Source organism: Salipiger marinus, assembly GCF_900100085.1.
In the GTDB taxonomy this organism is placed as follows: Bacteria; Pseudomonadota; Alphaproteobacteria; order Rhodobacterales; family Rhodobacteraceae; genus Salipiger; species Salipiger marinus.
Map to the genome: position 1 here is coordinate 26,999 of NZ_FNEJ01000015.1, position 25,638 is coordinate 52,636.

At 68.3% G+C, this 25,638-nt stretch carries 21 protein-coding genes; 13 read left to right on the forward strand and 8 right to left on the reverse strand.

The window, feature by feature from the left end:
• Nucleotides 1-152: 152 nt before the first annotated feature.
• Nucleotides 153-575, forward strand: a complete 423-nt coding sequence (gene nikR / locus BLR51_RS16850) for a nickel-responsive transcriptional regulator NikR (protein WP_089849287.1) — start codon at nt 153-155, stop codon at nt 573-575.
• Between the two features lie 9 nt (nt 576-584).
• Here the strand turns inward: nikR and cobO are convergent, their stop codons facing one another.
• Entirely contained in the window at nt 585-1,199 is a 615-nt protein-coding gene (cobO, locus tag BLR51_RS16855) for a cob(I)yrinic acid a,c-diamide adenosyltransferase (protein WP_089849149.1), read from the reverse strand.
• Nucleotides 1,200-1,396: 197 nt separating this feature from the next.
• On the opposite strand from cobO, the gene BLR51_RS16860 reads away from it, so the two are divergent.
• The 9 genes from BLR51_RS16860 to BLR51_RS16900 all read left to right on the forward strand — a co-directional run bounded on the left by BLR51_RS16860 (nt 1,397) and on the right by BLR51_RS16900 (nt 13,850).
• Complete coding sequence (locus BLR51_RS16860) at nt 1,397-1,981, forward strand: ANTAR domain-containing response regulator (protein WP_089849289.1); 585 nt, start codon at nt 1,397-1,399, stop codon at nt 1,979-1,981.
• A complete protein-coding gene (locus tag BLR51_RS16865; RefSeq protein ID WP_089849152.1) occupies nt 1,978-3,153 on the forward strand; it encodes an ABC transporter substrate-binding protein in 1,176 nt (391 codons plus the stop codon). The genes BLR51_RS16860 and BLR51_RS16865 overlap by 4 nt, the downstream gene beginning before the upstream one ends.
• A 267-nt stretch (nt 3,154-3,420) precedes the next feature.
• The gene (locus BLR51_RS16870; protein ID WP_089849292.1) at nt 3,421-4,788 is read left to right on the forward strand and encodes a CmpA/NrtA family ABC transporter substrate-binding protein; all 1,368 of its coding nucleotides are present in this window, start codon (nt 3,421-3,423) and stop codon (nt 4,786-4,788) included.
• A gap of 45 nt (nt 4,789-4,833) precedes the next feature.
• The gene (locus tag BLR51_RS16875; RefSeq protein ID WP_089849154.1) at nt 4,834-5,916 is read left to right on the forward strand and encodes an ABC transporter permease; all 1,083 of its coding nucleotides are present in this window, start codon (nt 4,834-4,836) and stop codon (nt 5,914-5,916) included.
• Nucleotides 5,917-5,921: 5 nt separating this feature from the next.
• Complete coding sequence (locus BLR51_RS16880) at nt 5,922-7,607, forward strand: ABC transporter ATP-binding protein (RefSeq protein WP_207543645.1); 1,686 nt, start codon at nt 5,922-5,924, stop codon at nt 7,605-7,607.
• Between the two features lie 5 nt (nt 7,608-7,612).
• Nucleotides 7,613-10,045, forward strand: coding sequence for a nitrite reductase large subunit NirB (nirB, locus tag BLR51_RS16885; protein ID WP_089849158.1), 2,433 nt, complete (start codon nt 7,613-7,615; stop codon nt 10,043-10,045).
• 50 nt (nt 10,046-10,095) lie between these two features.
• Complete coding sequence (gene nirD, locus BLR51_RS16890; RefSeq protein WP_089849294.1) at nt 10,096-10,425, forward strand: nitrite reductase small subunit NirD; 330 nt, start codon at nt 10,096-10,098, stop codon at nt 10,423-10,425.
• Nucleotides 10,422-13,046 carry a nitrate reductase gene (locus tag BLR51_RS16895; protein WP_089849160.1) on the forward strand — a complete coding sequence of 875 codons (2,625 nt, stop codon included), beginning with the start codon at nt 10,422-10,424 and terminating at the stop codon, nt 13,044-13,046. Before nirD ends, BLR51_RS16895 begins: the two co-directional genes overlap by 4 nt.
• Before the next feature lie 78 nt (nt 13,047-13,124).
• On the forward strand, nt 13,125-13,850 hold the full coding sequence (locus BLR51_RS16900; RefSeq protein ID WP_089849162.1) for a phosphatase PAP2 family protein: 726 nt from the start codon (nt 13,125-13,127) through the stop codon (nt 13,848-13,850).
• Here BLR51_RS16900 and BLR51_RS16905 read toward each other — a convergent pair.
• The 7 genes from BLR51_RS16905 to BLR51_RS16935 are packed head-to-tail and all read right to left on the reverse strand — an operon-like array spanning nt 13,847 to nt 23,195.
• Nucleotides 13,847-15,280, reverse strand: coding sequence for an NAD(P)-binding domain-containing protein (locus BLR51_RS16905; RefSeq protein ID WP_089849163.1), 1,434 nt, complete (start codon nt 15,278-15,280; stop codon nt 13,847-13,849). The two genes, BLR51_RS16900 and BLR51_RS16905, sit on opposite strands and share 4 nt — an antisense overlap.
• On the reverse strand, nt 15,277-16,068 hold the full coding sequence (locus BLR51_RS16910) for an ABC transporter permease (RefSeq protein ID WP_089849165.1): 792 nt from the start codon (nt 16,066-16,068) through the stop codon (nt 15,277-15,279). Before BLR51_RS16910 ends, BLR51_RS16905 begins: the two co-directional genes overlap by 4 nt.
• A 1-nt stretch (nt 16,069) precedes the next feature.
• Complete coding sequence (locus BLR51_RS16915) at nt 16,070-16,912, reverse strand: ABC transporter permease (protein WP_089849167.1); 843 nt, start codon at nt 16,910-16,912, stop codon at nt 16,070-16,072.
• Between the two features lie 52 nt (nt 16,913-16,964).
• The gene (locus BLR51_RS16920; protein WP_207543646.1) at nt 16,965-18,005 is read right to left on the reverse strand and encodes an ABC transporter substrate-binding protein; all 1,041 of its coding nucleotides are present in this window, start codon (nt 18,003-18,005) and stop codon (nt 16,965-16,967) included.
• Between the two features lie 40 nt (nt 18,006-18,045).
• The gene (locus BLR51_RS16925; protein ID WP_089849169.1) at nt 18,046-20,037 is read right to left on the reverse strand and encodes a hydantoinase B/oxoprolinase family protein; all 1,992 of its coding nucleotides are present in this window, start codon (nt 20,035-20,037) and stop codon (nt 18,046-18,048) included.
• Nucleotides 20,034-22,100 (reverse strand): hydantoinase/oxoprolinase family protein, encoded by a 2,067-nt coding sequence (locus BLR51_RS16930; RefSeq protein ID WP_089849171.1) that lies wholly within the window; start codon nt 22,098-22,100, stop codon nt 20,034-20,036. The genes BLR51_RS16925 and BLR51_RS16930 overlap by 4 nt, the downstream gene beginning before the upstream one ends.
• Nucleotides 22,101-22,103: 3 nt before the next feature.
• The gene (locus BLR51_RS16935) at nt 22,104-23,195 is read right to left on the reverse strand and encodes an ABC transporter ATP-binding protein (protein ID WP_089849173.1); all 1,092 of its coding nucleotides are present in this window, start codon (nt 23,193-23,195) and stop codon (nt 22,104-22,106) included.
• 134 nt (nt 23,196-23,329) lie between these two features.
• On the opposite strand from BLR51_RS16935, the gene BLR51_RS16940 reads away from it, so the two are divergent.
• From BLR51_RS16940 to BLR51_RS16950, 3 genes are all read left to right on the forward strand, one after another.
• Complete coding sequence (locus BLR51_RS16940) at nt 23,330-24,331, forward strand: LacI family DNA-binding transcriptional regulator (RefSeq protein ID WP_089849175.1); 1,002 nt, start codon at nt 23,330-23,332, stop codon at nt 24,329-24,331.
• A 105-nt stretch (nt 24,332-24,436) separates the two neighbouring features.
• On the forward strand, nt 24,437-24,904 hold the full coding sequence (locus tag BLR51_RS16945; RefSeq protein ID WP_089849177.1) for a copper chaperone PCu(A)C: 468 nt from the start codon (nt 24,437-24,439) through the stop codon (nt 24,902-24,904).
• Between the two features lie 96 nt (nt 24,905-25,000).
• Entirely contained in the window at nt 25,001-25,630 is a 630-nt protein-coding gene (locus BLR51_RS16950; RefSeq protein WP_089849178.1) for a glutathione S-transferase family protein, read from the forward strand.
• Nucleotides 25,631-25,638 lie beyond the last annotated feature (8 nt).

Genomic DNA, 25,638 nt, shown 5'->3' on the forward strand with positions numbered 1-25,638 from the left:
GCCTGTCCCCTCGTATGACATATTTTCGAAATCCGCATACCGTTGATCTTTGCCCCCCGCAATGGCAGGGCTTGCGGCGCGTGGGCGAGGGCGGCAAAAATCGGATGGCGGCAGCAGGGCTGCCCGGATCGCAGGCACAGACCGGAGGCACCATGCAGCGCGTGACCGTGACGCTCGACGATGATCTGATGGCGGAGCTTGACGCGCTGATGGCCGCGCGCGGCTACCAGAACCGGTCAGAGGCCATCCGCGACATGGCCCGCGCCGGGCTGGCCCGCGCCCGCACCGAGGCCGCCCCCGATGCGCCCTGCGTCGCGGCGCTGGTCTATACCTATGACCACCGCGCGCGGGAGGTGGCGCGGCAGCTGACCTCGGCGCATCATGACCATCCCGATCTGGCGGTCTCCTCGCTGCATGTGCATCTGGACCATGACACCTGTCTGGAAGTGTCGATCCTGAAAGGGCAGGTGGCCGAGGTGCGGCATTTCACCGATCACCTCGTGTCGCGTCGCAATGTCCAGAACGGCGAGGTGGTGATCATCCCGGTGCCCCAGCGCGGCAGCGCCGGGGCCTGAGCGCCGGGATCAGAATTCCACGCCCTTCTGCGCCTTGATGCCGTCGCGGAACGGGTGCTTGAGCAGCGTCATCTCTGTCACCAGATCGGCGGCTTCGATCAGTTCCGGCTTGGCGTTGCGCCCGGTCAGGCAGACATGGGTCATCTGCGGCTTGCGGGTCAGCAGGAAATCCACCACCTCGTCGATGTCCAGATAGTCGTAGCGCAGCGCGATGTTGATCTCGTCCAGCAGCACGAAGCGGATCTCGGGATCAAGGATCTGCTCCTGCGCGATCTCCCAGCCGCGCCGGGCGGCGGCGATGTCGCGCTCGCGGTCCTGCGTGTCCCAGGTGAAACCCTCGCCCGAGACGAAGAAGCGGCATTCCCCGGCAAAGCGGTTGCGCAGCATCTCGGCCTCGCCGGTGACCCATGTGCCCTTGATGAACTGCACCACCGCGCAGGGCATCCCGTGGCCGATGCAGCGCAGGATCATCCCGAAGCCGGAGGAGGATTTGCCCTTGCCCGATCCGGTATGCACCATGATCAGACCTTTCTCCTCTGTCTTGGTTTCCATCATGCGGTCGCGCGCGGCCTTGATGCGGCGCATCTTTTCGGCGTGACGGGTGTTGAGATCGTCTTCGGTCATGGGCGGTCCTTGATCTGGCTGGGGGATGCGGCATCGCTGCGGCATCCGGTCCCGCCCGGTGTAAACCGCCGGGGCGCGCCAGACCAGCGCCCAAGTTTTGGGCACACAGCCCGGGGCAGGGCCCCGCAGCCCGCGCCGCGGCGCAGGACGGGCCGGTGCCGCTTGTGGAGCTGCGGCCCACGCGCCATGGATCGGCCATGACATCAAAGCTGACAGTTGTGGTGGTCGAGGAAGACCGGGACCGGGCGCTCGCCATCGTGGACGCGCTGAAGGACAGCTGCGACTGCGATCTGTTCGTCATCGGCACCACCTCGGGTCTGGCGCGGCGCATCGCGGCCCATGCGCCCGATGTGGTGCTGATCGATGTCGACAACCCCACCCGCGACATGCTGGAGGAACTGACGCTGGCTTCCGGCCCGCTGGAGCGGCCCGTGGCGATGTTCGTGTCGCGCGCGGCGGGCGGTCTGGCGCAGGCCGCGATCGAGGCGGGGGTGTCGGCCTATGTGGTGGACGGGCTGAAACCGGAACGGCTGCTGCCGGTGCTGGAGGTGACCATCGCGCGCTTCCGCATGTTCCGGCAGATGCGCATCGAACTGGCCGAAACCCGCCGCGCGCTGGAGGAACGCAAGGTCATCGACCGCGCCAAGGGGCTGCTGATGAAGGCCAAGGGCATCGACGAGGATGCGGCCTATGCGCTGCTGCGCCGCACCGCGATGGATCAGGGCCGCCGCGTGGCCGAGGTGGCCGAAGCGCTGGTCACCGCCTCGGGGCTGCTGCGATGAGACCGGTTCCGCTGCCGGTCGCCTATATGCCGCTGGTCGATGCGGCGCCGCTGATCATCGCGCAGGAGATGGGCTTTGCCGAGGCCGAGGGCATCGCGCTTGATCTGGTGGCGGCGCCCTCGTGGTCCTCGGTCCGCGACATGCTGGCTTTTGGCCGGGTGGATGCGGCGCATCTGCTGTCGCCGGTGCCGGTGGCCATGGCCATGGGGCTGGGCGGGGTCAGCACCCCCGTCTCCGCCGTGTCGGTGCTGTCGGTCAATGGCAATGTGATCGGTGTGGGCCGCGCGCTGGAACAGGCGCTGCGGGCGCAGGGCTTCGGCTTCGATTTTGCCGATGCGCGGGCGGCGGCCGCGGCGCTGGCGGCGGTGGCCGAGGGGCCCATCGTCTTTGGCGTGCCCTTTCCGTTTTCCATGCATGTGGAGCTGCTGCGCTACTGGGTCGAGCATACGGCGCTGGCGGGCTGCGGCATCGACATCCGCACCGTGCCGCCGCCGCTGATGGCGCAGGCGCTGGCCGAGGGCGATGTGGACGCGTTCTGCGTGGGCGAGCCGTGGGGATCGGTCGCGGTGGAACAGGGCGCGGGCGCGCTGCTGCTGCCGGGCCGCGCCATCTGGGCCTTTGCCCCGGAAAAGGTGCTGGCGGTGCGCACCGACTGGGCCGAGACCGAACCGCATCTGCTGGGCCGCCTGATGCGGGCGGTGTGGAAGGCCGGGCGCTGGCTGTCCCATCCAGAAAGCCGCACCACCACCGCCGAGATCCTGTCGCGCCCCGACTGGCTGGGCGTGCCCGCCGAAGTGATCGACCGGGCGCTGTCGGCGCGGTTCATCATCTCGGGGCGGGCCGAGCAGCGGCAGGTGGCGGGGTTTGTCGGCTTCCATCAGGGGGCGGCGAGCTTTCCGTGGCGCAGTCAGGCGCGCTGGATCGGCGACCGGCTGGCGCTGGCGCAGGGCCTGCCGCGGGGTGCTGCGCGCGATCTGGGGGCGGCGGTGTTCCGCAGCGATCTCTACCGCGCGCATATGGCGGAAACCGATGCCGATCTGCCCGGCGCTTCGGAAAAGCTGGAGGGCGCGATTCGCCATCCCACCGCCATCGCGTCGCAGAAGGGCCAGCTGAGCCTGCTGCAGGACGCGTTTTTTGATGGCCGCATTTTTGACCCCAGCCGCATCGACTGACTAATTTCCGGGCGCCCCGCCGCGCAGGCCGGGGTTTTTGCCGGAAACGGCCGCCAAGGGGCCGCTTTCCTGTTTGCCCGACGCTGCTTTGCGGCATGATGAGGACAGCGGCCTGCAATGGCGTGGGCCGCGCCGAATTTTCCCGATGACAGGGATACCTGAGCAAGGTCGCTCGCGCTCCGCCGGACCCCCGGTCGGATGTGCAGCGGCCTTTTTTGCGTTTTGCGCCCCCCTTCCGGCCCTTTGGCCGTTTCGAAAGGACAGATGATGAAGACCCTGCTTCTCGTATGTGCCACGACCAGCGCGCTGGCGGGCCCCGCCACGGCCCAGATGCTTGATCTGGAAAAGGATGAGCTGACCTTCGGCTTCATCAAGCTGACCGATATGGCCCCGCTCGCCGTGGCCTATGAAAAAGGCTATTTCCTGGACGAGGGGCTGTTTGTCACGCTGCAGGCGCAGGCCAACTGGAAGGTGCTGCTGGATGGCGTGATCGGCGGGCAGCTGGACGGCGCGCATATGCTGGCCGGTCAGCCGCTGGCCGCCACCATCGGCTTTGGCACCAAGGCGCATATCGTCACGCCGTTTTCCATGGACCTGAACGGCAACGGCATCACCGTGTCGAACGAGGTCTGGGAAAAGATGCTGCCGCATGTGCCGAAACAGGCAGATGGCCGTCCGCAGCACCCGATCAGCGCCGAGGCGCTGGCGCCGGTGGTCGATGGCTTCCGCGCCGAAGGCCGGCCCTTCAACATGGGCATGGTGTTTCCGGTCTCCACCCATAATTACGAACTGCGCTACTGGCTGGCGGCGGGCGGGCTCAATCCCGGCTATTACAGCCCCGACAACATCTCCGGCCAGATCGCGGCGGATGTGCTGCTGTCGGTGACGCCGCCGCCGCAGATGCCCGCCACGCTGGAGGCAGGCACCATCAACGGCTATTCGGTGGGCGAGCCGTGGAACCAGCAGGCGGTGTTCAAGGGCATCGGCGTGCCGGTCATCACCGACACCCAGATCTGGAAGAACAACCCCGAAAAGGTCTTCGGCATCACCGCCGAGTTTGCCGAAGCGTATCCCAACACCACGCTGGCCCTGACCAAGGCGCTGATCCGCGCCGCGATCTGGCTGGACGAGAACGACAATGCCAACCGCGCCGAGGCGGTGGAGATGCTGGCGCGGCCCGAATATGTGGGCGCCGATGCCGAGGTGATCGCCAATTCCATGACCGGCTTTTTCGAATTCGAAAAAGGCGACCGCCGCGACATCCCCGATTTCAACGTGTTCTTCCGCTACAACGCCACCTATCCGTTCTATTCGGATGCCATCTGGTATCTGACCCAGATGCGCCGCTGGGGCCAGATCGCCGAGGCGATGCCCGACCAGTGGTATCATGACACCGCCGAAAGCGTTTACCGGCCCGACATCTATCTGCAGGCCGCGCGGATGCTGGTGGACGAGGGGCTTGCCCCCGAGGACGGCTTTCCGTGGGACAGCGACGGCTACAAGGCGCCGACACCTGCCGCCGACATCATCGACGCCATCCCCTATGACGGCCGCGCGCCCAATGCCTATCTGGACAGCCTGCCGATCGGGCTGAAGGGCGCGCAGGTCGTGGTGGGCAACGAGGTGCAGGGCTGATCCCGCCCCGCGCCGCTTTCCCCTCCTCCTGACGAAAGGCACCCCATGACCACCGTGGACCCCAATTTCGCCCCCTCCGCCACCCGCGACGCCCGCCGCGCCCGGCTTTTCACCCGCATCGCCACCGCCGACCGCTGGTTCCGCGTGCTGGGGCTGGCATGGATCACCCCGCTGCTGCGCGCCGCAGCCGGCGACAACCCGCGCGGCCAGCTGTCCGAGATCTGGCGGCTGCTGCTGGTGCCGCTGCTGGCCATCGCCCTGTTCCTGCTGGCATGGGGCGTGCTGGCGCCCAAGGTGCAGACCTCGCTGGGGGCGGTGCCCGGTCCGGCGCAGGTCTGGGCCGAGGCGCAAGTGCTGCATCAGGATGCGCAGGCCAAGGCGGCGCAGCAGGCCAAGTTCGAAACCATGGTGGAGGCCCGCAACCAGAAGCTGATCGAGGCGGGCCGCCCCGAGGAGGTCAAGCAGATCGCCTATACCGGCGCGCCCAGCTATTACGACCAGATCGGCACCTCGATCCGCACGGTGTTCTTCGGCTTCGTGGTGGCGACGCTGGTGGCGGTGCCCTTGGGCATCCTTGCCGGGCTGTCCCCCACCGCCAATGCCGCGCTGAACCCGCTGATCCAGATCTTCAAGCCGGTCTCGCCGCTGGCATGGCTGCCCATCGTGACCATGGTGGTCTCGGCGGTCTATGCCACGCAGGATGGCTGGCTGTCGAAGTCCTTTCTGATCTCGGCCATCACCGTGACGCTCTGTTCGCTGTGGCCGACGCTGATCAACACGGCGCTTGGCGTCGCCTCCATCGACCGGGATCTGGTGGCGGTGTCCAAGGTGCTGAAGATGTCCACATGGGCCAAGATCACCCGGCTGGTGCTGCCCTCGGCGCTGCCGCTGATCTTTACCGGGCTGCGGCTGAGCCTTGGCGTGGGCTGGATGGTGCTGATCGCGGCGGAGATGCTGGCGCAGAATCCGGGGCTGGGCAAATTTGTCTGGGACGAGTTCCAGAACGGATCCTCCTCCAGCCTCGCGCGGATCATGGTGGCGGTGCTGACCATCGGCCTCATCGGCTTCCTGCTTGATCGGGTGATGTTCGCGCTGCAGCAGCTTTTCACCTTCTCGAACAACCGGTGAGCGCCATGTCCGTCCTGACCTTTGACAATGTCTGCAAGAGCTTCGGCACCGGCACCCATCGCCGGGAGGTGCTGCGCAACATCGACCTGACCGTGGCGAAGGGGGAGTTTGTCGTCATCCTTGGCTTTTCCGGCACGGGCAAGACCACGCTGATCAACCTGATGGCGGGGCTTGATCGCCCCGACAGCGGCACCGTCAGCTTTCGCGGCGCCCCCGTCACCGGACCGGGGCCGGAGCGCGGCGTGATCTTCCAGAGCTACGCGCTGATGCCGTGGCTGACCGTGACGGGGAATGTGCGGCTGGCGGTGGAGGCGGTGTTTCCGCGCCTGTCCCGCGCCGAGAAGGCCGCGAAGGTGGCTCATTACGTGCAGATGGTGGGGCTGGCCCATGCCGCGCATCGCCGCCCGGCGGAACTGTCGGGGGGGATGCGGCAGCGGGTGAACGTGGCGCGCGCCCTTGCCATGTCGCCGGAGGTGCTGCTGCTGGACGAGCCGCTGTCGGCGCTGGACGCGCTGACCCGCGCCAATCTGGCCACAGAGATCGAACGGCTGTGGCAGGCGGAGCGCAAGACCTGCGTGCTGATCACCAATGACGTGGACGAGGCGCTGGTGCTGGCCGACCGCATCATCGCGCTCAATCCCGACGGCACGCTGGGGGCGGAATTCCGCGTGACCATCCCCCGCCCGCGCGACCGTGGCGCCATGAACCATGACGAGACCTTCAAGAAGCTGCGCGGCGCCGTCACCAAATATCTGATGGATGTGGGGATCCAACAGCGCCGGGACCAGACCCGGCATCTGCCCGACGTGACGCCGATCCATGCCCTGCCCGCCGCCCTGCGTCAGGCGCAGGACGGGCTGATCGCCGAGCGGTTTCTGGATTTCAGCCAGCTGCACAAGGTCTATGCCACGCCCAAGGGGCCGCTGACCGTGGTGGAGGATTTCGACCTCAAGATCGACCGGGGCGAATTCATCAGCCTGATCGGCCATTCCGGCTGCGGCAAATCCACCGTGCTGACCATGGCGGCGGGGCTGAACGGCATCTCCAAGGGCGCGATCAAGCTGGACGGGCGCCATGTGATGGGGGCCGATCCGGAACGCGCCGTGGTATTCCAGTCGCCGAACCTGTTCCCGTGGCTGACCGCGCGCGAAAACGTCGCCATCGGCGTCGACAAGGTCTATCCCCGCGCCAGCCGCGCCGAACGGCAGGATGTGGTGGACTATTACCTTGAACGGGTGGGGCTGGGCGATGCGATGTCCCGCCCCGCCAGCACCCTGTCGAACGGCATGCAGCAGCGTGTGGGCATCGCGCGGGCCTTCGCGCTGTCGCCCAAGCTGCTGCTGCTGGATGAACCCTTCGGGATGCTGGACAGCCTGACCCGCTGGGAATTGCAGGACGTGCTGATGGAGGTCTGGCAGCAGACCGGCGTCACCGCGATCTGCGTCACCCATGACGTGGACGAGGCGATCCTGCTGGCCGACCGGGTGGTGATGATGACCAACGGCCCGCAGGCCACCATCGGCCGCATCACCAAGGTGGATCTGCCGCGCCCGCGCTCCCGCAAGGCGCTGCTGGAACACCCCGATTATTACGCCTACCGGCAGGAGGTGCTCGATTTCCTTGAGGACTACGAGCATGGCGCAAAACCCGCGCCCCGGACGGCAAAACCGCAAGCCCTCGCCGCGGAGTGACCCCCATGAAACAGAAACTCGTCGTGATCGGCGCCGGCATGGCCTCGGGCCGGGTGCTGGAACAGCTGACCGAAACCGCCCCCGATGCCTTTGACATCACCCTGTTCAATGGCGAAAGCCGGGGCAATTACAACCGCATCATGCTGTCCTCGGTGCTGTCGGGCGACAAGACCTATGAGGACATCGTCACCCATGACGCGGCGTGGTATGCCGCGCGCGGCATCACCTGCCGCTTTGGCGAACACGTCACCCGCATTGACCGCGAGGCCAAGGTTGTGGTGGGGCAGGGCGGCGAGGTGGCCTATGACCATCTGCTGATCGCCACCGGATCGGCGCCCTTCGTCATCCCGGTGCCCGGGCGTGAGCTTCCGGGCGTCGTCACCTATCGCGACCTTGACGACACCGAAGCGATGATCGACGCGGCGGGGCGCGGCGGATCCGCCGTGGTGATCGGCGGCGGCCTGCTGGGGCTGGAGGCGGCGGCGGGGCTGGCCGGGCGCGGCATGGCGGTGACCGTGGTGCATCTGATGGGCCATCTGATGGAACGCCAGCTGGACGAGGCGGCGGGCTATCTGCTGCGCCGCGATCTGGAGGCGCGCGGCATCACCGTGCGCACGCAGGCCTCGACCAAGGCCATTCTGGGCGAGGACCGCGCCGAGGCCGTGCTGCTGGAAAACGGCGACCTGCTGCCCGCCGATCTGGTGGTGATGGCGGTCGGCATCCGTCCCGAAACCCGGCTGGCCACCGATGCGGGCCTGCAGGTGGCGCGCGGCATCGAGGTGGACGTGCAGATGGTCACCTCGGATCCCGCCATTCTGGCCGTGGGCGAATGCGTGGAATTTTCCGGGCAGCTCTTCGGGCTGGTGGCGCCGCTTTACGATCAGGCCAAGGTGGCGGCGCAGACCCTGCTGGGGCGGCCCGATGCCTTTGTGCTGCGCGACACCGCGACCAAGCTGAAGGTGACGGGCTGCGATCTGTTTTCGGCGGGGGATTTTGCCGCAGGGCCGGGCCGCGAGGACATCGTCTACCGCGATCCCGCGCGCGGCATCTACAAGCGGCTGGTCATCGAAGGCGACCGGCTGGTGGGTGCGGTGATGTATGGCGACACCGCCGATGGCGCGTGGTTCTTCGGCCTCATCAAGGACGGCACCGAAATCGACGCGATGCGCGACACGCTGATCTTTGGCCCCGGCTTTCAGGGAGGATCCGCCGCGGACCCTTTGTCGGCCGTTGCAGCCTTGCCGCCTGAGGCGGAAATCTGTGGCTGCAACGGCGTCTGCAAGGGCACCATCGTTCAGGCGATCGAGGGCGGGGCGCAGGATCTGGGTGGGCTGCGCGCCGTCACCAAGGCCAGCGCCTCCTGCGGGACATGCACGGGGCTGGTGGAGCAGCTGCTGCAGGTGACGCTGGGCGAGGGTTACAGCGCGCCCGCCGCGCGGCCCGTCTGCACCTGCACCGAGCTTACGCATGAAGACGTGCGGCGGCTCATCAAGGCCAAGGCGCTGAAAAGCCAGCCCGCCGTCTGGCAGGAACTGGGCTGGACCACCCCCAATGGCTGCCATGTCTGCCGTCCGGCGGTGAATTTCTATCTGCTGGCCGACTGGCCGCTGGAATATCTGGACGATCCGCAAAGCCGCTTTGTCAACGAACGCAAGCACGCCAACATCCAGAAGGACGGCACGTTTTCCGTGGTGCCGCGCATGTGGGGCGGCATCACCAACCCGGTGGAACTGCGCGCCATCGCCGATGCGGCGGAAAAATACGGCGCCCAGACCGTCAAGGTCACCGGCGGGCAGCGGATCGACCTGCTGGGCATCAAGGGCGAGGATCTGCCGGGCATCTGGTCGGATCTGAACCGGGCCGGGCTGGTGTCGGGGCATGCCTATTCCAAGGGCCTGCGCACCGTCAAAACCTGTGTCGGCACCGATCACTGCCGGTTCGGCACGCAGGACAGCACCGGGCTCGGCATCAAGCTGGAACAGACGCTGTGGGGATCGTGGACGCCGCACAAGGTCAAGCTGGCGGTGTCGGGCTGCCCGCGCAACTGCGCGGAGGCCACCTGCAAGGATGTGGGCATCATCTGCGTCGACAGCGGCTACCAGATCGGCGTGGCCGGAGCGGCGGGCATGGATCTGAAGGAAACCGAACGTCTGGCGGATGTGGCCACCGAACAGGAGGCGATGGATCTGACCGTGGCCTTCATCCAGCTTTACCGCGAAAACGCCCGATATCTCGACCGGCCCTATAAATGGGTGGCGAAGGTCGGGCTCGACTGGGTCAAGGCGCGGGTGGTGGACGACCCCGCCGAACGCCGCCGCCTGATCGAGGCGTTCGAACTGTCGCAGAGCATCTATCGCAAGGATCCTTGGGCCGAACATGCCGACCGGGGCCGCGCCTATGCGCCGCTTGCCGATCTGACGCGGGAGGCGGCGGAATGACCGGCGCCGCAGTGCTGACCCCCAAGCTGACCCCGGAACAGGAGGGCCTCATGGACTGGATCGACATTGGTGCGCTGGAGGACATCCCCGAACGCGGCGCGCGGGTGGTCAAGACGCAGGCGGGCTGCGTGGCGCTGTTCCGCACCGGCCCCGAGGAGGTGTTCGCCACCGCCGATGCCTGCCCGCACCGGGGCGGCCCGCTGTCCGAAGGCATCGTGCATGGCCGCCGCGTCACCTGCCCGCTGCACAGCTGGGTTTTCGATCTGGAAAGCGGCGCGGCCTTGGGCGAAGACGCGCGGCTTGTCACCTATGCCGTGCGCCTTGTGGCGGGGCGGGTGCTGCTGGACGGCCGGCTGCTGGCCAAACGGTCCGCCGCATGACAGCCGCGCCCGAAATCCGCTCCACCTGTCCTTATTGCGGCGTGGGCTGCGGCGTGCTGCTGCAGCCCGATGGCGGGGGCGGGCTGGCGGTGCGCGGCGATCCCGCGCATCCCGCCAATCGCGGCAGGCTCTGTTCCAAGGGATCCGCGCTTGGCGAAACCGTGGGGCTGGAGGGGCGTCTGCTGACGCCGCGCGTCTTGGGCCGCGACACCGACTGGGACACGGCGCTGGATCATGTGGCGGCGCGGTTCCGCGACACCATCGCCACGCATGGCCCCGACAGTGTCGCCTTCTACGTCTCCGGCCAGCTGCTGACCGAGGATTATTACGTCGCCAACAAGCTGATGAAGGGCTTCATCGGTTCGGCCAATATCGACACCAATTCGCGGCTCTGCATGGCCTCCACCGTGGCGGGGCACCGCCGCGCCTTCGGCAGCGACACCGTGCCCGGCACCTATGACGATCTGGAAGAGGCCGATCTGGTGGTGCTGGTGGGCAGCAACCTTGCATGGTGCCATCCGGTGCTGCACCAGCGGCTGCTGGCCGCACGCAAGGCGCGGGGCACACAGATCGTGGTCATCGATCCGCGCCGCACCGCCAGCTGCGACGGAGCCGACCTGCACCTGCCGCTGGCCCCCGGCAGCGATGTGGCGCTGTTCAACCACCTGCTGGCCGAGATCGACCGGGCCGGAGCGGTGGATCCCGATTTCCTGACCCGCACCGAAGGGATCGAGGCTGCCCTTGCCGCCGCCCGGGCCGAGGATCCGGGCCTGACCGGGCTGGATCCCGGTGATCTGGCGGCGTTCTGCCGGATGTGGATCGGCACGACGCGGGTGGTGACGGTGTTCAGTCAGGGCGTGAACCAGTCCAGCAGCGGCAGCGACAAGGTGAACGCGATCCTGAACTGCCATCTGGCCACCGGGCGGATCGGCAGGCCGGGCATGGGGCCGTTTTCCGTCACCGGCCAGCCCAATGCCATGGGCGGGCGCGAGGTGGGCGGGCTTGCCAACATGCTGGCCGCCCATCTGGATCTGGACAATCCCGGTCACCGCGCGGCGGTGCAGGGGTTCTGGCAGGCGCCTGCGCTGCCGCAGGCGCCGGGGCTGAAGGCGGTGGACATGTTCCGCGCCGTGGCGGACGGGCGCATCCGCGCGCTGTGGGTCATCCACACCAACCCCGCCGTGACCCTGCCGCAGGCGGATCAGGTGCGGGATGCCATCGCCGCCTGTCCCTTTGTGGTGGTCAGCGACATCACCGCCGCCACCGATACCGCCCGGCTGGCGCATGTGCTGCTGCCCGCCACCGCATGGGGCGAAAAGGACGGCACCGTCACCAATTCCGACCGCACCATCAGCCGCCAGCGCGCGGCCCTGCCCGCCCCCGGTGCCGCACGGCCCGACTGGGACATCCTTGCCGAACTGGGCCGCCGCATGGGCTGGGCGCGGGCCTTCGACTATGCCAGCCCCGCCGAGATCTTCCGCGAACATGCCGCCCTGTCGGGGATCGCGGGCGGCTTCGGGCGGGATTTCGACATCTCCGCGCTGGCGGGGCTGGATGCGGCGGGTTATGCCGCCCTGCCTCCGACCCGCTGGCCGGTCAGTGCCACGCGGCAGGGCGGGCGGTTCTTTGGCGACGGGCGGTTCTATCACCCGGATGGCAAGGCGCGGCTGCTGGCGCTGCGCCACCGTCCGCCCGTCACCGCCGGGGGCGCGCGCCATCCCTTCACGCTCAACACCGGGCGCATCCGCGACCAGTGGCACACCATGACCCGCACCGGGCTCAGCCCGCGCCTGTCGGCGCATCTGGCGGAGCCGTTTCTGGACATTCACCCCGCCGATGCCGGTGATCTGGGCATCGCCCCCGCCGATCTGGTGCAGGTGCAGAACCCCACGGGCCGCGCCATCCTGCGCGCGCGCCTGACCCCCGTACAGGCGCGCGGGCAGGTCTTCGCGCCGATCCACTGGACCGGAGAGACCGCGCCCTCGGCCCGGATCGACGCGCTGGTGCCGCCGGTGACGGATCCGGTATCGGGCCAGCCCGAAAGCAAGGCGGCGCGGGTGGCGCTGCGCCGGTTCGATGCGGCGTGGTATGGCTTTGCCGTCTCAGTCACCGCGCCGGCGTTTGACAGCGCGTATTGGGCGCTGGCGCGTACGACGGCGGGCTACCGCGCCGAACTGGCCGGGCAGACCGAGCCGGGCGACTGGGTGGAGGAGGCGCGGCGCCTGCTGCGCGCGCCCGAGGCAGAGGCGCTGTCGATCCTTGATGCCGCACGGGGCCGGGCGCGGGTCGCGCTCTATCACGAGGGGCGGCTGCTGGGGGCGCTGTACGTGGCGCGCGAACCCGTGGCGCTGCTGCGCGACCATCTGGCCACGCTGCCCGGCACCGAAGCGCGGCAGGCGCTGGCCGGGCGCCCCCCGGCGGATCAGCCCGATCCCGGCCCGGTGCTCTGCGCCTGTTTCAACGTCGGGGTCAACACGCTGGTCCACGCCATAGAGGCGCAGCAGCTGATGGATGTCGATGCCATCGGCGCGGCGCTGCAGGCGGGCAGCAATTGCGGATCCTGCCGTCCGGAACTGGCGGCGCTGCTGAACAGCCTGCGCCAGAGGCAGGCCGCCGAATAGCCGGAGGGCGCGGGGCAGGGGGTTGCCACCTCCACCCCGGAGATCCCATAGAGGGGGCCAGTCAGCACGGAAGACCCCATGGCATTGTTCGCATATCTGAAGACCCTGACCCGCAGGCTGGAAGGCGTGACCCTTGCAGCGATCCTGATCGTGTGCGGCGCGCTTTGGGGCTTTGTCTCGCTCGCCTCGGAAATGGCAGAGGGCGATCTGCACGCCTTTGACGAATACGTGCTGCTGGCGCTGCGCACGTCAGGCGACCTGTCGGACCCGATCGGCAGCGATCAGGTGGAAATCGCCATGCGCGATCTGACCGCGCTGGGGGGCGTCAGCGTGCTGACGCTGATTTCCATCTCGGTGCTGGTGTTCCTGTTCCTGCAGCGCCAGCGCTCTGCCGCGCTGCTGCTGGCCAGCGCCATCCTCGGCGGTCAGGCGATCTCGCATCTGGCCAAGCTTGGCTTTTCCCGCCCGCGCCCCGATCTGGTGCCGCATGGGGTGGAGGCCGCCACCGCCTCGTTCCCGTCGGGCCATTCGATGATGGCGGCGGTCACCTATCTGACGCTGGCGGTGATGCTGGCGCGCACCTCGACGCGGCAGCGGGTGCGGATTTTCTATTTCGTGGTGGCGGCGATCCTTGCGGTGCTGGTGGGGGTCAGCCGCATCTATCTGGGGGTGCACTGGCCCTCGGACGTGCTGGCGGGCTGGTCGCTGGGGGCGGCATGGGCGCTGGGGGTCTGGCTGCTGGCCCGGCATCTGGCCCGCACCGGCCAGATCGAGCCGGATCGCGGCGGCACCGACGATTCCTAACCGCCCCGGCGCGCCTGCGGCAGATGCGGGGCGGCGTGATAATCGCCCTCGCGCAGTTCCGGCGTGTCATAGGCCTGCAGCCGGGCGAACTGCGTCTCCACATCCTCGGCGAAAAACTCTGCCGCGATGGCACGACCCAGCCGTTTCGCCCCGACGCTGACCGCCGGAATGTCGCCCGAGACCTTGCCATGGCTCAGCATCGCCGCATCGTTGAAGCAGTGCAGCCGCGCCAGCGCCGGGCAGGCGCCGGGCACGCGTTCGCGGAAGGTGAAATCAGGCGCCAGATAGGGCGCCTGCCCCAGCGGGCCGTCCTTGGGCAGATCCGCCGGGAAATCGGCACGGTCGGCCCAGCACAGCACATGCGGCGCAAGGTCTGCCAGCTCTGGCCGGTCGGCGAAGTCGTTGCGAAAGCCGGTGGCGGCGATCACGAAATCGGTGGCAAAGCTGCCGCGCGAGGTGTCGAGCCGCAGCCGCCCGTCCTGCACCGCAGCCCCGGTCAGCGCGCAGTCCAGATGGAAGGCGGCATTGGCATGGGCCGCCACGCGGCGGACGGAATGGGCGGGCGGCGGCACCTGCTGCGTGGCGGCGTAATGGTGGATGCGCAGCTTCCACGCGTCGCTGACATGGCCCAGCCCCAGCTCGGTCCCGGGGCTGCCGATGCCGGTCAGCTTGTTGACCGCCGGGATGGTGGCGCGGCGGATCAGCAGATCGACCCGCGCCGCCCCCGCCTCCAGCGCCGTTGCGGCATTGTCCATGGCCGAGGCTCCGGCGCCCAGCACCACCAGGTCGCGCCCGCGCAGCGCGGCAAAGTCGATCTCCTCGGCGCTATGCGCCCAGAAGCGGCGGTCGATGCCCTGCAGCACCGCAGGCACCGCCCCGCCGCCCAGACCCGAACGCCCGGTTGCCAGCACCACACGCCGCGCCAGCAGCACCTCCGGCCCTTGGGGCGTCTGCAGCGTGGCGCGCAGCAGATCACCCTCGCCGCGCAGATCGGTCAGGCGGGTGTCGTTGCGCACGGGCAGGGCCAGCACGCGGCGATACCAGCGCAGATAGTCCATCCACTGGCCCTTGGGGATCTTGTCCAGCGCCGCCCATGCGGGGGCGCCCCATTGCGCGGTGAACCACGCGCGGAAGGTCAGCGCGGGCAGGCCAAGCGCGGGGCCGGTCAGCGATTTCGGCGAACGCAGCGTGCGCATCCGCGCGAACGTGTCCCACGGGCCTTCAAGCCCGGCGGGGGCGGCGTCCACGGCAAGGCTGCGGTCGATCCCCAGCAGGCGCAGTTCGGCCAGCGCCGCCAGCCCGCACATGCCCGCCCCCACCACCAGCACATCGGTCACGCCCTCGCGCGCGGGCACCCAAGGCGCGGCGGGCAGGGCGAGGCAGGCCAGATCCTCGGCCAGACGCGCCTCGAGCGTGGCAAGCCCGGTCATGTTGCCACCGTCATCTTTTCGATGCCGTAAAGCCGGTCGGCGACCAGCAGCGCGATCACCGCCATCCCCAGCTGCAGCGTCGACAGCGCCGCGATGGAGGGGTCGAACTGGTGTTCCATATAGGCCAGCATCACCACCGGCAGCGTGTTGGTCTGGGCCGAGCCGAAGAAATAGCTGACCGGCAGGTTGTCGAACGAGGTCAGGAAGGAAAACAGGCAGCCCGCCGCGATGCCGGGCCGGATCAGCGGCAGCGTCACCTCGCGGAAGGTGGTGATGCGCGAGGCGCCAAGGATCAACGCCGCCTCCTCATAGGCGGGCGGCACCGAGCGGTAAACGGCGGTGACGGTGCGGATCACGTAAGGCAGGCAGATCACCGTATGCACGATGCAAAGCGCGGTGAAGGACAGACCGAAGCCGAGCCAAGACAGGAAGAACAGCGAGGCAAAGCCGATCACGATCATCGGCATGGAGAGCGGCGACAGCAGGAAGGTGGTGATCGCCGTGGCCCAGCCCGACCGCGCCCGCGACAGGTAAAGGGCCGCCGGAATGCCCAGCAGGCAGCTTGCCACGGTCGCGGTGACGGCCAGCAGCAGGCTGACCTGGAGCGAGTCCATGAAAGGCTCGTATTCGAAGATCCGCGCGAACCATTTCAGCGACCAGCCGGGGATCGGAAAGGCGGCGTAACCGGCTTCGGTGAAAGAGATCACCACCACCACCACGATGGGCAGGATCATGAACGTGAAAAAGGCCACGGTGAAGGCCCAGAGCAGGAGGTCGGTCAGCCGCATGTCACACTCCCTGACGGCGCACGAGGCGCAGTTGCAGCCACAGGCAGGCCAGCGCGATGACCAGAAGGATCGTGCTCATGGTCGAGGCCAGCGCGAAGTCGCGGGTGGTGTTGAACTGCTGGTAGATCAGCAGCGGCAGGGTCTGGAACCCGCCCCCCAGCAGGACCAGCGTCACGAAAGACCCGTTCGCGATCATGAACACCAGAATGGCGCCGGTGCCGATGCCGTCCATGGTCAGCGGCAGCGTCACCTCCCAGAAGGTGCGGAAGCGTGAAGCACCGAGCATCAGCGCGCCTTCCTCCAGCCGCCGGTCGATGCCCTGCAGCACCGAAGCGATGGAGAGCACCGCAAAGGGCACCAGCACATGCACCAGCGCCGCGATGGCAAGGCCGGGCGTGTTGAGCAGCCGCAGCGGCGCGTCGAGCAGGCCCAGATCGGTGACCAGCCACTGGTTCACCAGCCCGCGCCGCGCGAACAGCACCTGCCAGCCGAAGGTGCGCATGATGATCGAGGTCAGCAGCGGCGCGATCAGCAGGAAGATGATGAGGCCCGACAGCCGCCCGGCCTTGCGCACCAGCACATAGGCCACCGGATAGGCGATGAGCACGGAAATCACCGTGACCGCCGCCGACAGGATCACCGTTTCCGCGATCACCCCCAGATAGAAGCGGTCGGTCAGAAAGGCGGTGTAGCGCGCGAAGGTCAGCCCGCCCTCTTCGGTCAGGAAGGACCGGGCGGAATTGTCCAGAAGCGGCATCACGAAAAACACCGCCAGAAAGATCAGCGCGGGGGCCAGCAGCAGCGCGCGGCGGCTGCGGTCGGACAGGGGGGCAGCTTTGGACATGGCGACCTCGGGCGTCAGGGGCTCCCGCCGGCGGACCGGCGGGAGAGGGGCATCACATGCCGATTTCGCGGTTCCAGCGGTCCACCCAGTCATTGCGGACGCGGGCGATCTCGGCATAGGGGGGCAGGTTCGCCTCGGCCAGCGGGGTGACCCGGGCGGCAAGCTTTTCGCTGTAGACCACTTCGGTATTGGTCACGCCGTAATTCAGGATCTCGGCGAATTTGGCCTGATTGCCCGCGTCCAGCACCTCGTTCAGGTAATCCCATGCCAGATCAGAGGCGTTCTTGGGCTTCTGGATCGCCACGGCGGTCATCGCGCCGCCTTCTTCGGGGTTCAGGAAGTCGATCCAGTCGACGCCTTCATCCACATGGTTCCATGTCCGGCCATCGAAATAGATGCCCAGATCCGCCTCGCCCGAGGCGAGATGGTTGAAGAAATCGTTGGGACCGGCCCAGTAGACCAGATTGCCCTTCATCTTTTCCATGGCCGCGAAGAACGGATCAACATTGTTGACGTCGCCCCCCAGCGCGTTGTTCAGCGCCCAGAGGAAGAAGATCGTCGTCGGCCCGTAAGAGATCGACGGCACCGAGGCGATGAATTCCCCCGCCGCCACCCGGTCGACAAAGGCGGCAAAGCTGCGCGGCGGCTCGGCCACCACCTGCGTGTTATAGGTGATGCCGCCCACGCCGTAATCGAAATAGGTGCCCTTGCCGAGGCAGGCATCGGTGAATTCCTGCGGGATCTTGGCAAGGTTGGGCAGTTTTTCGACGGTGAAATCGTCCATCAGATCGCCTTCGGCGGCCAGCACGGCCAGATCCGGCGTCATGATGAGCACGTCCAGCGGCGGGTTTTCCGGGTTCGCCTCGACCTGCGCCAGCCATTGCGCGGGACCGCCCAGCGACACGGTGGCGGTGGCGCCGGTCTTGGCCTCGAAGGGGGCGACGAAGCAGTCGCGGATGGCCTGTTCCCAGACGCCGCCATAGGCGGTGACGTTCAGCACGCGGTTCTGCGCGCGCAGGGGCAGGCCGCTGAGGCCGATCAGGCCCGTCGCCGCGGCGCCGGTGCCAAGGAATCTGCGTCTGTTCAGGGTCATAACTCTCTCCATTGGGGCTGGGCCGTTTTCCGGTTCTGGTTCAGAAGCTGCTCAGACAGGTTTCAAGGCGCCTGATGGCCGTCTCGCACTGGGTGTCGCTGGCCGGGTTGCGCGGAAAATCCGAGGGCAGATCGGCCAGCACGGTGTCATAGATCTCGCGGCGGCGGCTCTGGCGGCGCGCCAGCGGCAGCGCCAGCAGCGCGGCGTTCAGCCGGTCCATCAGGGCGCTGCCAAAGATGCTGTCCCATGCCTCGCGTTCGGGGCCAAAGACGGTGCCATGGCTGGCGGGGGCGTTGCGGCGCAGCGCTTCGGTGGCGGCATTGTCCAGCGCCCCGTCGCAGAGCACCACGCCATAGGCGCGCCGGGCGTGGTCGGGGGTGACAAAGCCTGCCGCCAGATCGGCCAGCACCGCCTGCGGGTCGCGCGCCATGGGATCGCCCCAGCCGCCCGCGCCGGGGGTGCGGAAGGTGACGATGTCGCCCGCATTGACCTCCAGTACGTCGATCTTGCCTAGCCTGCGTTCGCGCGGGCAGCCTTCGTTCACCACCAGCGATCCGGGCAGGCCGGGCTGGCCGCCCGCCTGTCCCCATGGCCGGAACATCAGCCGTTCCATGCCCCGGCCAAGGATATGGGTGCCATCGGTCAGCACGCGAAAGCTCAGCCCCATGCCGCAGCCGCCGCGCCATTGTCCGGCCCCGCCGGAATCGGGGCGCAGCCCGTAGCGCAGCACCTCGACGCCCAGTTCCGCCTCCACCGTTTCCACGGGGTTGTTGGCAAGGTTGGAAATGCCGCTGTCGCGCCCGTCGACCCCGTCATGGCCATGGCGCGCGCCGGTGCCGCCGATCAGCGGCTCGATCACCTGCACCATGCGCCCGCCCGAGGGTCTGGGCTCGCTCATCACGATGGGGATCACCGTGCCGGAGGCGGCGGCGGGCAGCACATCGGGCAGCGCAAGGCCGAAGGCGCCGTTCAGGATGTCGTTCACCCGGATGGCGGCGGCATGGCGCACCCCGGTGGCGGCGGGTTCCTCGGGGTTCACAAGGCTGCCCTTGGGGGCCGTGATGCTGAGCGGGCGCAGCAGGCCCGCGTTCAGCGGCGCGGACCGGTCCAGCGTCTGCACCAGCGCCAGCATCCGCAGCGTCAGCCACGCATGGGGCCGCCCGCAGGAGGGAATGTTCATCGCGGTTGCCACCTGCGGATCGGTGCCGGTGAAATCCAGATGCACGCGCCCGTCGCGGATCTCCACCGTCACCGACAGGCGGACGGGCAGGCGGGTCGCGGCGTCATCGTCAAGATAGTCGGAAAAGCTGTAGCACCCTTCGGGGATGCGGCGCAGCACCGCCTCGGCCTTGCCTGCGGCATAGGCCATCAGCGCCTCCTGTGCCGCGACCAGATCGGCCTGGCCGTGCTGGCCCAGCATCTGCGCCACCCGCCTCCGCCCGGTGGCGAGCGAGGCGAGCATGGCGCGGATATCGCCCATATTGGCCTCGGGCGTGCGGGAATTGGCATCCAGAAACAGCCTGACTTCGGGCGACATCTCGCCCCGGCGCAGCAGCTTCAGCGGCGGGATGCGCAGGCCTTCCTGAAAGATCTCGGTATTGACCGGCGAGATCGACGAGGCGACGCGCCCGCCCACATCCGAACAGTGCACGAAGCACCAGCCATAGGCGACGATCTCGCCCTCGTGGAAATAGGGCTCGATCATGTGCAGGTCGGGCAGATGGGTGGCAAGCCCGGTGGACCGGTAGGGGTCGTTGGTCAGGATCACGTCGCCCGGTTCCAGCGCGCCGCAGGCGGCCACGGCGGCCTCGATCGTGGGCAGACATTCCAGCCCGACAAAGCCCGACACGCCGATGGAGCGCGGATAGGCGAAGAACCGGCCATCCGCCCCCGCCAGCGCGCAGGCAAAATCCGCCGTCTCCTTGACGTAAAGCGTGCGGCCCGTGCGCTGCAGGGTCAGGCACATCTCTTCGGTGACGGAGGCGAACTTGTTGCCAAGGATTTCCAGCAGGACGGGATCAGGCGGGCTCATGCCGTGGTCCTTTCAAGGATGAGATTGCCTTGGGCATCGACGCGGGCCGCCCAGCCGGGCAGGATGACGGTGGTGGTTTCGGGCTGTTCGACCACGGCGGGGCCGGGCAGATGTGCGCCTTCGCCCAGCTTCTGACGGTCAAACACCGCCGCGTCATGCCACTGGCCCTTGTGAAAGACCGGCCTGCGGCTGCGCAGCGGCGCGCCGTCCCCCGTGGCCGCAGAGGCGGCGAGCGGGCGGCCCTCGCCGATCATCGCAAGCCGGATGGTGCCGATTTCCACCGGTGCCACGGTGTCGCGGAAGCCATAGATGCGCTCATGCTCGCGGTGGAAGGCTTCGGCGTAATCGGCAGCCTCCGCGCCCGGATCCAGCGTCACCCGCAGCTCATAGGCCTGCCCGGCATAGCGCATGTCGGCGGAGCGTTCGGCGCGGCGGCCCGCGAGCCCCGGCAGTTCGGCATCAAGCCAGCTTTCGCCCTCGGCGGTCAGGGCGGCAAACAGCGCCTCGGCGCCTGCGGCGCTGTCTTCGGTCAGCACCTGCCGGAGCGAGCGCACGAAGTCGCGGCGCAGATCGGCCCCCGCCGCCCCCATGGCGCAATAGGCCCCGGCGGCCTGCGGCACCAGAATGCGCGCGATGCCGATTTCCTCGGCCAGCAGGGCGGCATGGGTCGGCCCCGCGCCGCCAAAGGGCAGCAGCACGAAGTCGCGCGGATCAAGCCCGCGTTCGGCCATGGTGCGGAACAGCGATCCCGCCATGCCCGCGGAGGCCACGGCCAGCGCGCCTTCGGCCAGACGCGGCGCGCGGTCGGGGCCGGTCATGCCGATGCCCTGCGCGATGCTGTCCAGCGCCGCACCCGCCGCCGCCCCATCGAGCGGCATGGTGCCGCCGCCAAAATTCGCAGGGTCAATGAAGCCGCAGGCGATGTAGCAGTCGGTCACCGCCGGATCGGTGCCGCCGCGCCCGTAAGAGACCGGGCCGGGATGAGCGCCCGCGCTGTGCGGCCCCACCTTCAGCACGCCCTGCGCATCGGCCCAGACGATGGATCCGCCGCCCGCGCCGATGGCGTTGACATCGACCACCGGCAGGACCAGCGGCAGCCCGCCAATATCGGTGCGCGTGGCGATCCCTGCGACACCCCCCGTGGCCACCGCCATGTCCGACGAGGTGCCGCCCATGTCGAAGGTGATGATGTTGTCCATGCCCGACTGCGCCGCCTGCCGCACGGCAGCCATCACGCCGGAGGCGGGGCCCGACAGGATGGTTTCCACAGGCCGCGCCACGGCAGAACCCACCGACAGCGACCCGCCATTGGAAGCCGTGACCAGCAGCGGCGCCGCAACGCCGATGCGCTGCAGCCCCTCGGTCAGCCGGGTGAAATAAGCGGCCATCAGCGGCTGGATATAGGCGTTGAGACAGGCGACCAGCGTGCGTTCATATTCGCGGATTTCGGGCCAGATCATCGCGGCAGAGCTGATCTGCACCCCCTCAAGCCGCTGGGACAGACCGGCAGCGATGCGGCCCTCCGCCTCGGGATCGGCATAGCCGTTGAGCAGCATCAGCGCCGCCGCGTCCAGATCCAGCGCCGCAAGCTCCGCCGCCACCCGGTCAAGCTCGGCAGCATCGGGCGCATGGGTCAGCCTGCCGGTGCGGTCAAAGCGCGCGGCGATCTCCACCACCCGGGCGCGGGGCACCAGAGGCACCTCCTTTTCCGCGTGCAGATCGAAGGACGACGGCATGCGGCAGCGCGCGATTTCCAGAATGTCGCGGAAGCCGCGCGTCACGATCAGGCCGATACGCGCGCCGCGCCGCTGGATGATGGCGTTGAGCCCGATGGTGGTGCCATGCATCAGCCCGCCGACATCGCGGGCGGTCATCCCCTCGCGGGCAAGGAATTTTTCCAGCCCGTCGATCAGCGCGCGGGACGGATCGTCGGGGGTCGACGGTTCCTTGAACAGCGCCACGGCGCCGGTCTGGGCATCGGCCATCACGAAATCGGTGAAGGTGCCGCCCACGTCGATGCCGATGCGCAGCCGTCCGGGGGGGAGTTGGGCGGTGTCTGTCATGTCTTACTCCTCGCCCTCGGGGGCGGTCACGATCACGCTGTCCTCGATCCGCCAGCCCAAGCTCAGCGGATCGCCCAAGGCCAGCCCGACCTGTCCCAAGCCCGCATCGGCCTGCCGGTAGACGGTCAGATCGGCGCCCGATGCGTCCAGCACGACGCGATAGGCGGCATGGGATCCGCGGAACGAACTGGCGGTGATGCGGCCCGTCAGCTGCTGCGGCAGGCCCGCCGCCGCCCCGCCCAGCACGATCCGTTCCGGGCGCACCGACAGCGTGGCGCGGCGGCCGGCGGGCAGGCTTTCGGGCAGGGGCAGCCGCCCCGCCGGACTGTCCAGATGCTGGCCATCCGGCGCCACGGTGCCGGTAAACAGGTTCGAGGTGCCAAGGAAGGTGGCGACAAAGGCGGATTTGGGCCGGTCGTAGATGTCGTTCGGGGCGCCAAGCTGCAGGATGCGCCCGCCCTGCATCACCGCGATCTGGTCGGACATCGACATGGCCTCTTCCTGATCGTGGGTGACAAGCAGGGTGGTGATTTCCAGCCGCTGCTGCATCTCGCGGATCTCGAACTGCATCGACTCGCGCAGGCCCTTGTCCAGCGCGCCCAAGGGCTCGTCCAAGAGCAGCACCCGGGGGTTGACCACCAGCGCGCGCGCCAGCGCCACGCGCTGCTGCTGCCCGCCCGACAGCTGCGCCGGATACATGTCCTCGCGTCCGCGCAGATGCACCATGTCCAGCATCCGCGCGACACCTTCGGCCTGCGCCTGCCTGCTGGCGCCGCCCATGCGCAGGCCAAAGGCCACGTTTTCCGCCACGGTGCGATGCGGAAACAGCGAATAGCTCTGGAACACCATCCCAAGCCCGCGGTTGTTGGGGGCCTGCCGGGTCACGTCCTCGCCGCCGATCCAGATGCTGCCGCTGTCGGGACGTTCAAACCCCGCGACCATGCGCAGCGTCGTGGTCTTGCCGCAGCCCGACGGCCCCAGCAGCGACACCAGCGCGCCGGGCTCCACGGCAAGGTAAAGGTCGTCCACCGCTGTCAGCCCGGCAAAGGTCTTGCGGATCGCGGTCAGGCTCAGGGCTGAGGGAGTGTCGGTCATGCGGGCTCCGCTGGCTTTCCCTGCTACGATTGTAGCGCTACAAATCACATGTAAAGAGAAAATGCGACATGCCCGCGGAAGACTTGCCATTCCCGCCGCGCCGCCGCATTTCTTAGGCAGCCAAGAGAGATGTGATGTCCGACGCGCCACGTGCCACCCCCCGAGCCCTGACGATGCAGGATGTCGCCCGGCGCGCGGGTGTGTCGCCCATGACCGTGTCCAACTGCTTTCGCTACCCCGACCGGGTGCAGGACAAGACCCGCAAGGCGGTGCTGCGGGTCGCGGCGGACCTGGGCTATGTGCCCAACATGTCGGCGGGGCTGCTGGCGGCGGGATCCAGCCGGGTGATCGGGGCGGTGCTGCCCTCCATGCGCAACTCGTCGTTCTTCAACTATTCGGCGGGGCTGCGCCGCGCCGCCGCCGCGCGCGGGCACGAGGTCATCACCATGATCGCGGAATCCCCCGAAGAGGAGTTTTCCGCCGTCCAGACCCTGCTGGGCCTGCGGGTGGCGGGGCTTGCGCTGGTGGCAGGGCCGCATGCGCCGGATCTGCGGCGGCTGCTGGACCGCTCCGGCATCCCGGTGGCGGAAAGCTGGGGCGCGGAGGAGGCGATCGGCTGCGGCGTGGGTTATGACGTGGGGGCGGCCAGCCGCGCGCTGACCCGCCATCTGATCGCGCAGGGCCGCCGCCGCATCGGCTTTGTCGACATCTCGGGCGGGGGCGGGCTGCGCTATTCCATGCGGCTGCCCGCCTTCCGGCAGGAGATGTTCGCGGCGCATCTGTCCGATGCGCTGGTGCTGACCGTGCATGCCGCTGACGGGTTCGGTTCCGGCGCGCGGATCCTGAACGAGTTCCTGACGCGGGAGCCGCGGCTGGATGCCATCCTCTGCCCCAGCGACGTGGTGGCGGCGGGGGCGATCTTTGAATGCACCCGCCGCGGCCTGTCGGTGCCCGGGGAAATCGCCGTCGCGGGCTGGGGCGATTACGACATCGGGCGGCAGCTCAGCCCCTCGCTGACCACGATCGCGCCGTTTTCCGACGAGATCGGCCTTGCCACCGTCGCGGCGCTGCTGGAGGGCACGGGGCCCGGTCTGATCCGCACCCGGTTCGCGCTGGAACTGCGCGAAAGCGCCTGAGCCTTGGGTGCGGCAATTCCCGCCTTGCGCGAAGGGCCTGCGATGCTATCCCTCGCCGCCAATGACCATGGCGCCGCGTCCGCCGCCCTGAGATAGGAGTTTGTGATGATCCGTTGCCTGCCGCTACTGCTGCTGCTGGCCAGCCCGCTGGCCGCGCATGATCTTGTGTCCGGGGATCTGCACATCATCCACCCGTCCATTCCCGACCCGCTGCCCACCGCGCGCTCTGCCGCAGGCTATATGGCGATCTCGAATGACGGGGCGGAGCCCGAGGCGCTGATCGAAGTGCGCACGCCCTTTGCCGAACATGCCACCCTGCACACCACGATCTTCGAGGAGGGCGTGGCGCGGATGCGCGGGCTGGAGGAACTGGTGATCCCGGCGGGCGAGACCGTCAATCTGGAACCGGGCGGCATCCATGTCATGTTCATGGGTCTGAGCGGTCCCGCCGATGAGGGCGACATGATCCCCGCAACGCTGGTCTTCCGCAACGCGGGCGAGGTCGAGGTCGAGTTCATGGTCGATCCCGCGCAGGGCGGCGGTCACTCGGGCATGGACCATTCCGGCCACTGAGCGGCACAAAACGCTCGGCTTTGTCGAGACTTTGCCGTTAGATGCGCCCGAGACCGGACCGGGGCGGTCCGGCGCGGGCGAGGAGGCAGAGCCGACATGATCGATCTTTACACATGGTCCACCCCCAACGGGCGCAAGGTGTCGATCCTGCTTGAAGAGCTGGGGCTGGACTACCGCGTCCATGCCATCGACATCGGCAGCGGCGCGCAGAAGGCGCCGGAGTTCCTGCGCATCAACCCCAATGGCCGCATCCCCGCCATCGTCGATCAGGACAACGGGCTGGCGCTGATGGAATCCGGGGCGATCCTGTGGTATCTGGCGGAAAAGCACGGCGCCTTCCTGCCCGCGCAACCCGAGGACCGGATGCGGGTCATGGGCTGGCTGATGTGGCAGATGGGCGGCTTCGGGCCGATGCTGGGGCAGGCGCATCACTTCCTGCATTTCAACCCCGGCAAATCCGCCTATGCCGAAGAGCGGTTCGGGGCCGAGGTGCAGCGGCTTTACGGCGTGCTTGACGCGCAGCTGGCGCAGGGCCCCTATCTGGTGGGTGATTATTCCATCGCCGACATGGCCTGCTGGCCTTGGGTGGCGCGCCATGCGTGGCACGGGGTCGATCTGGCGCAATATCCACATGTGCGCGCGTGGTATCAGCGCCTGCGCGAGCGGGACGCGGTGCAGCGCGGCTATCACGTGCCCTCGAATGCCGGAGAGATCCCGCAGGGCTGATGCGGCAC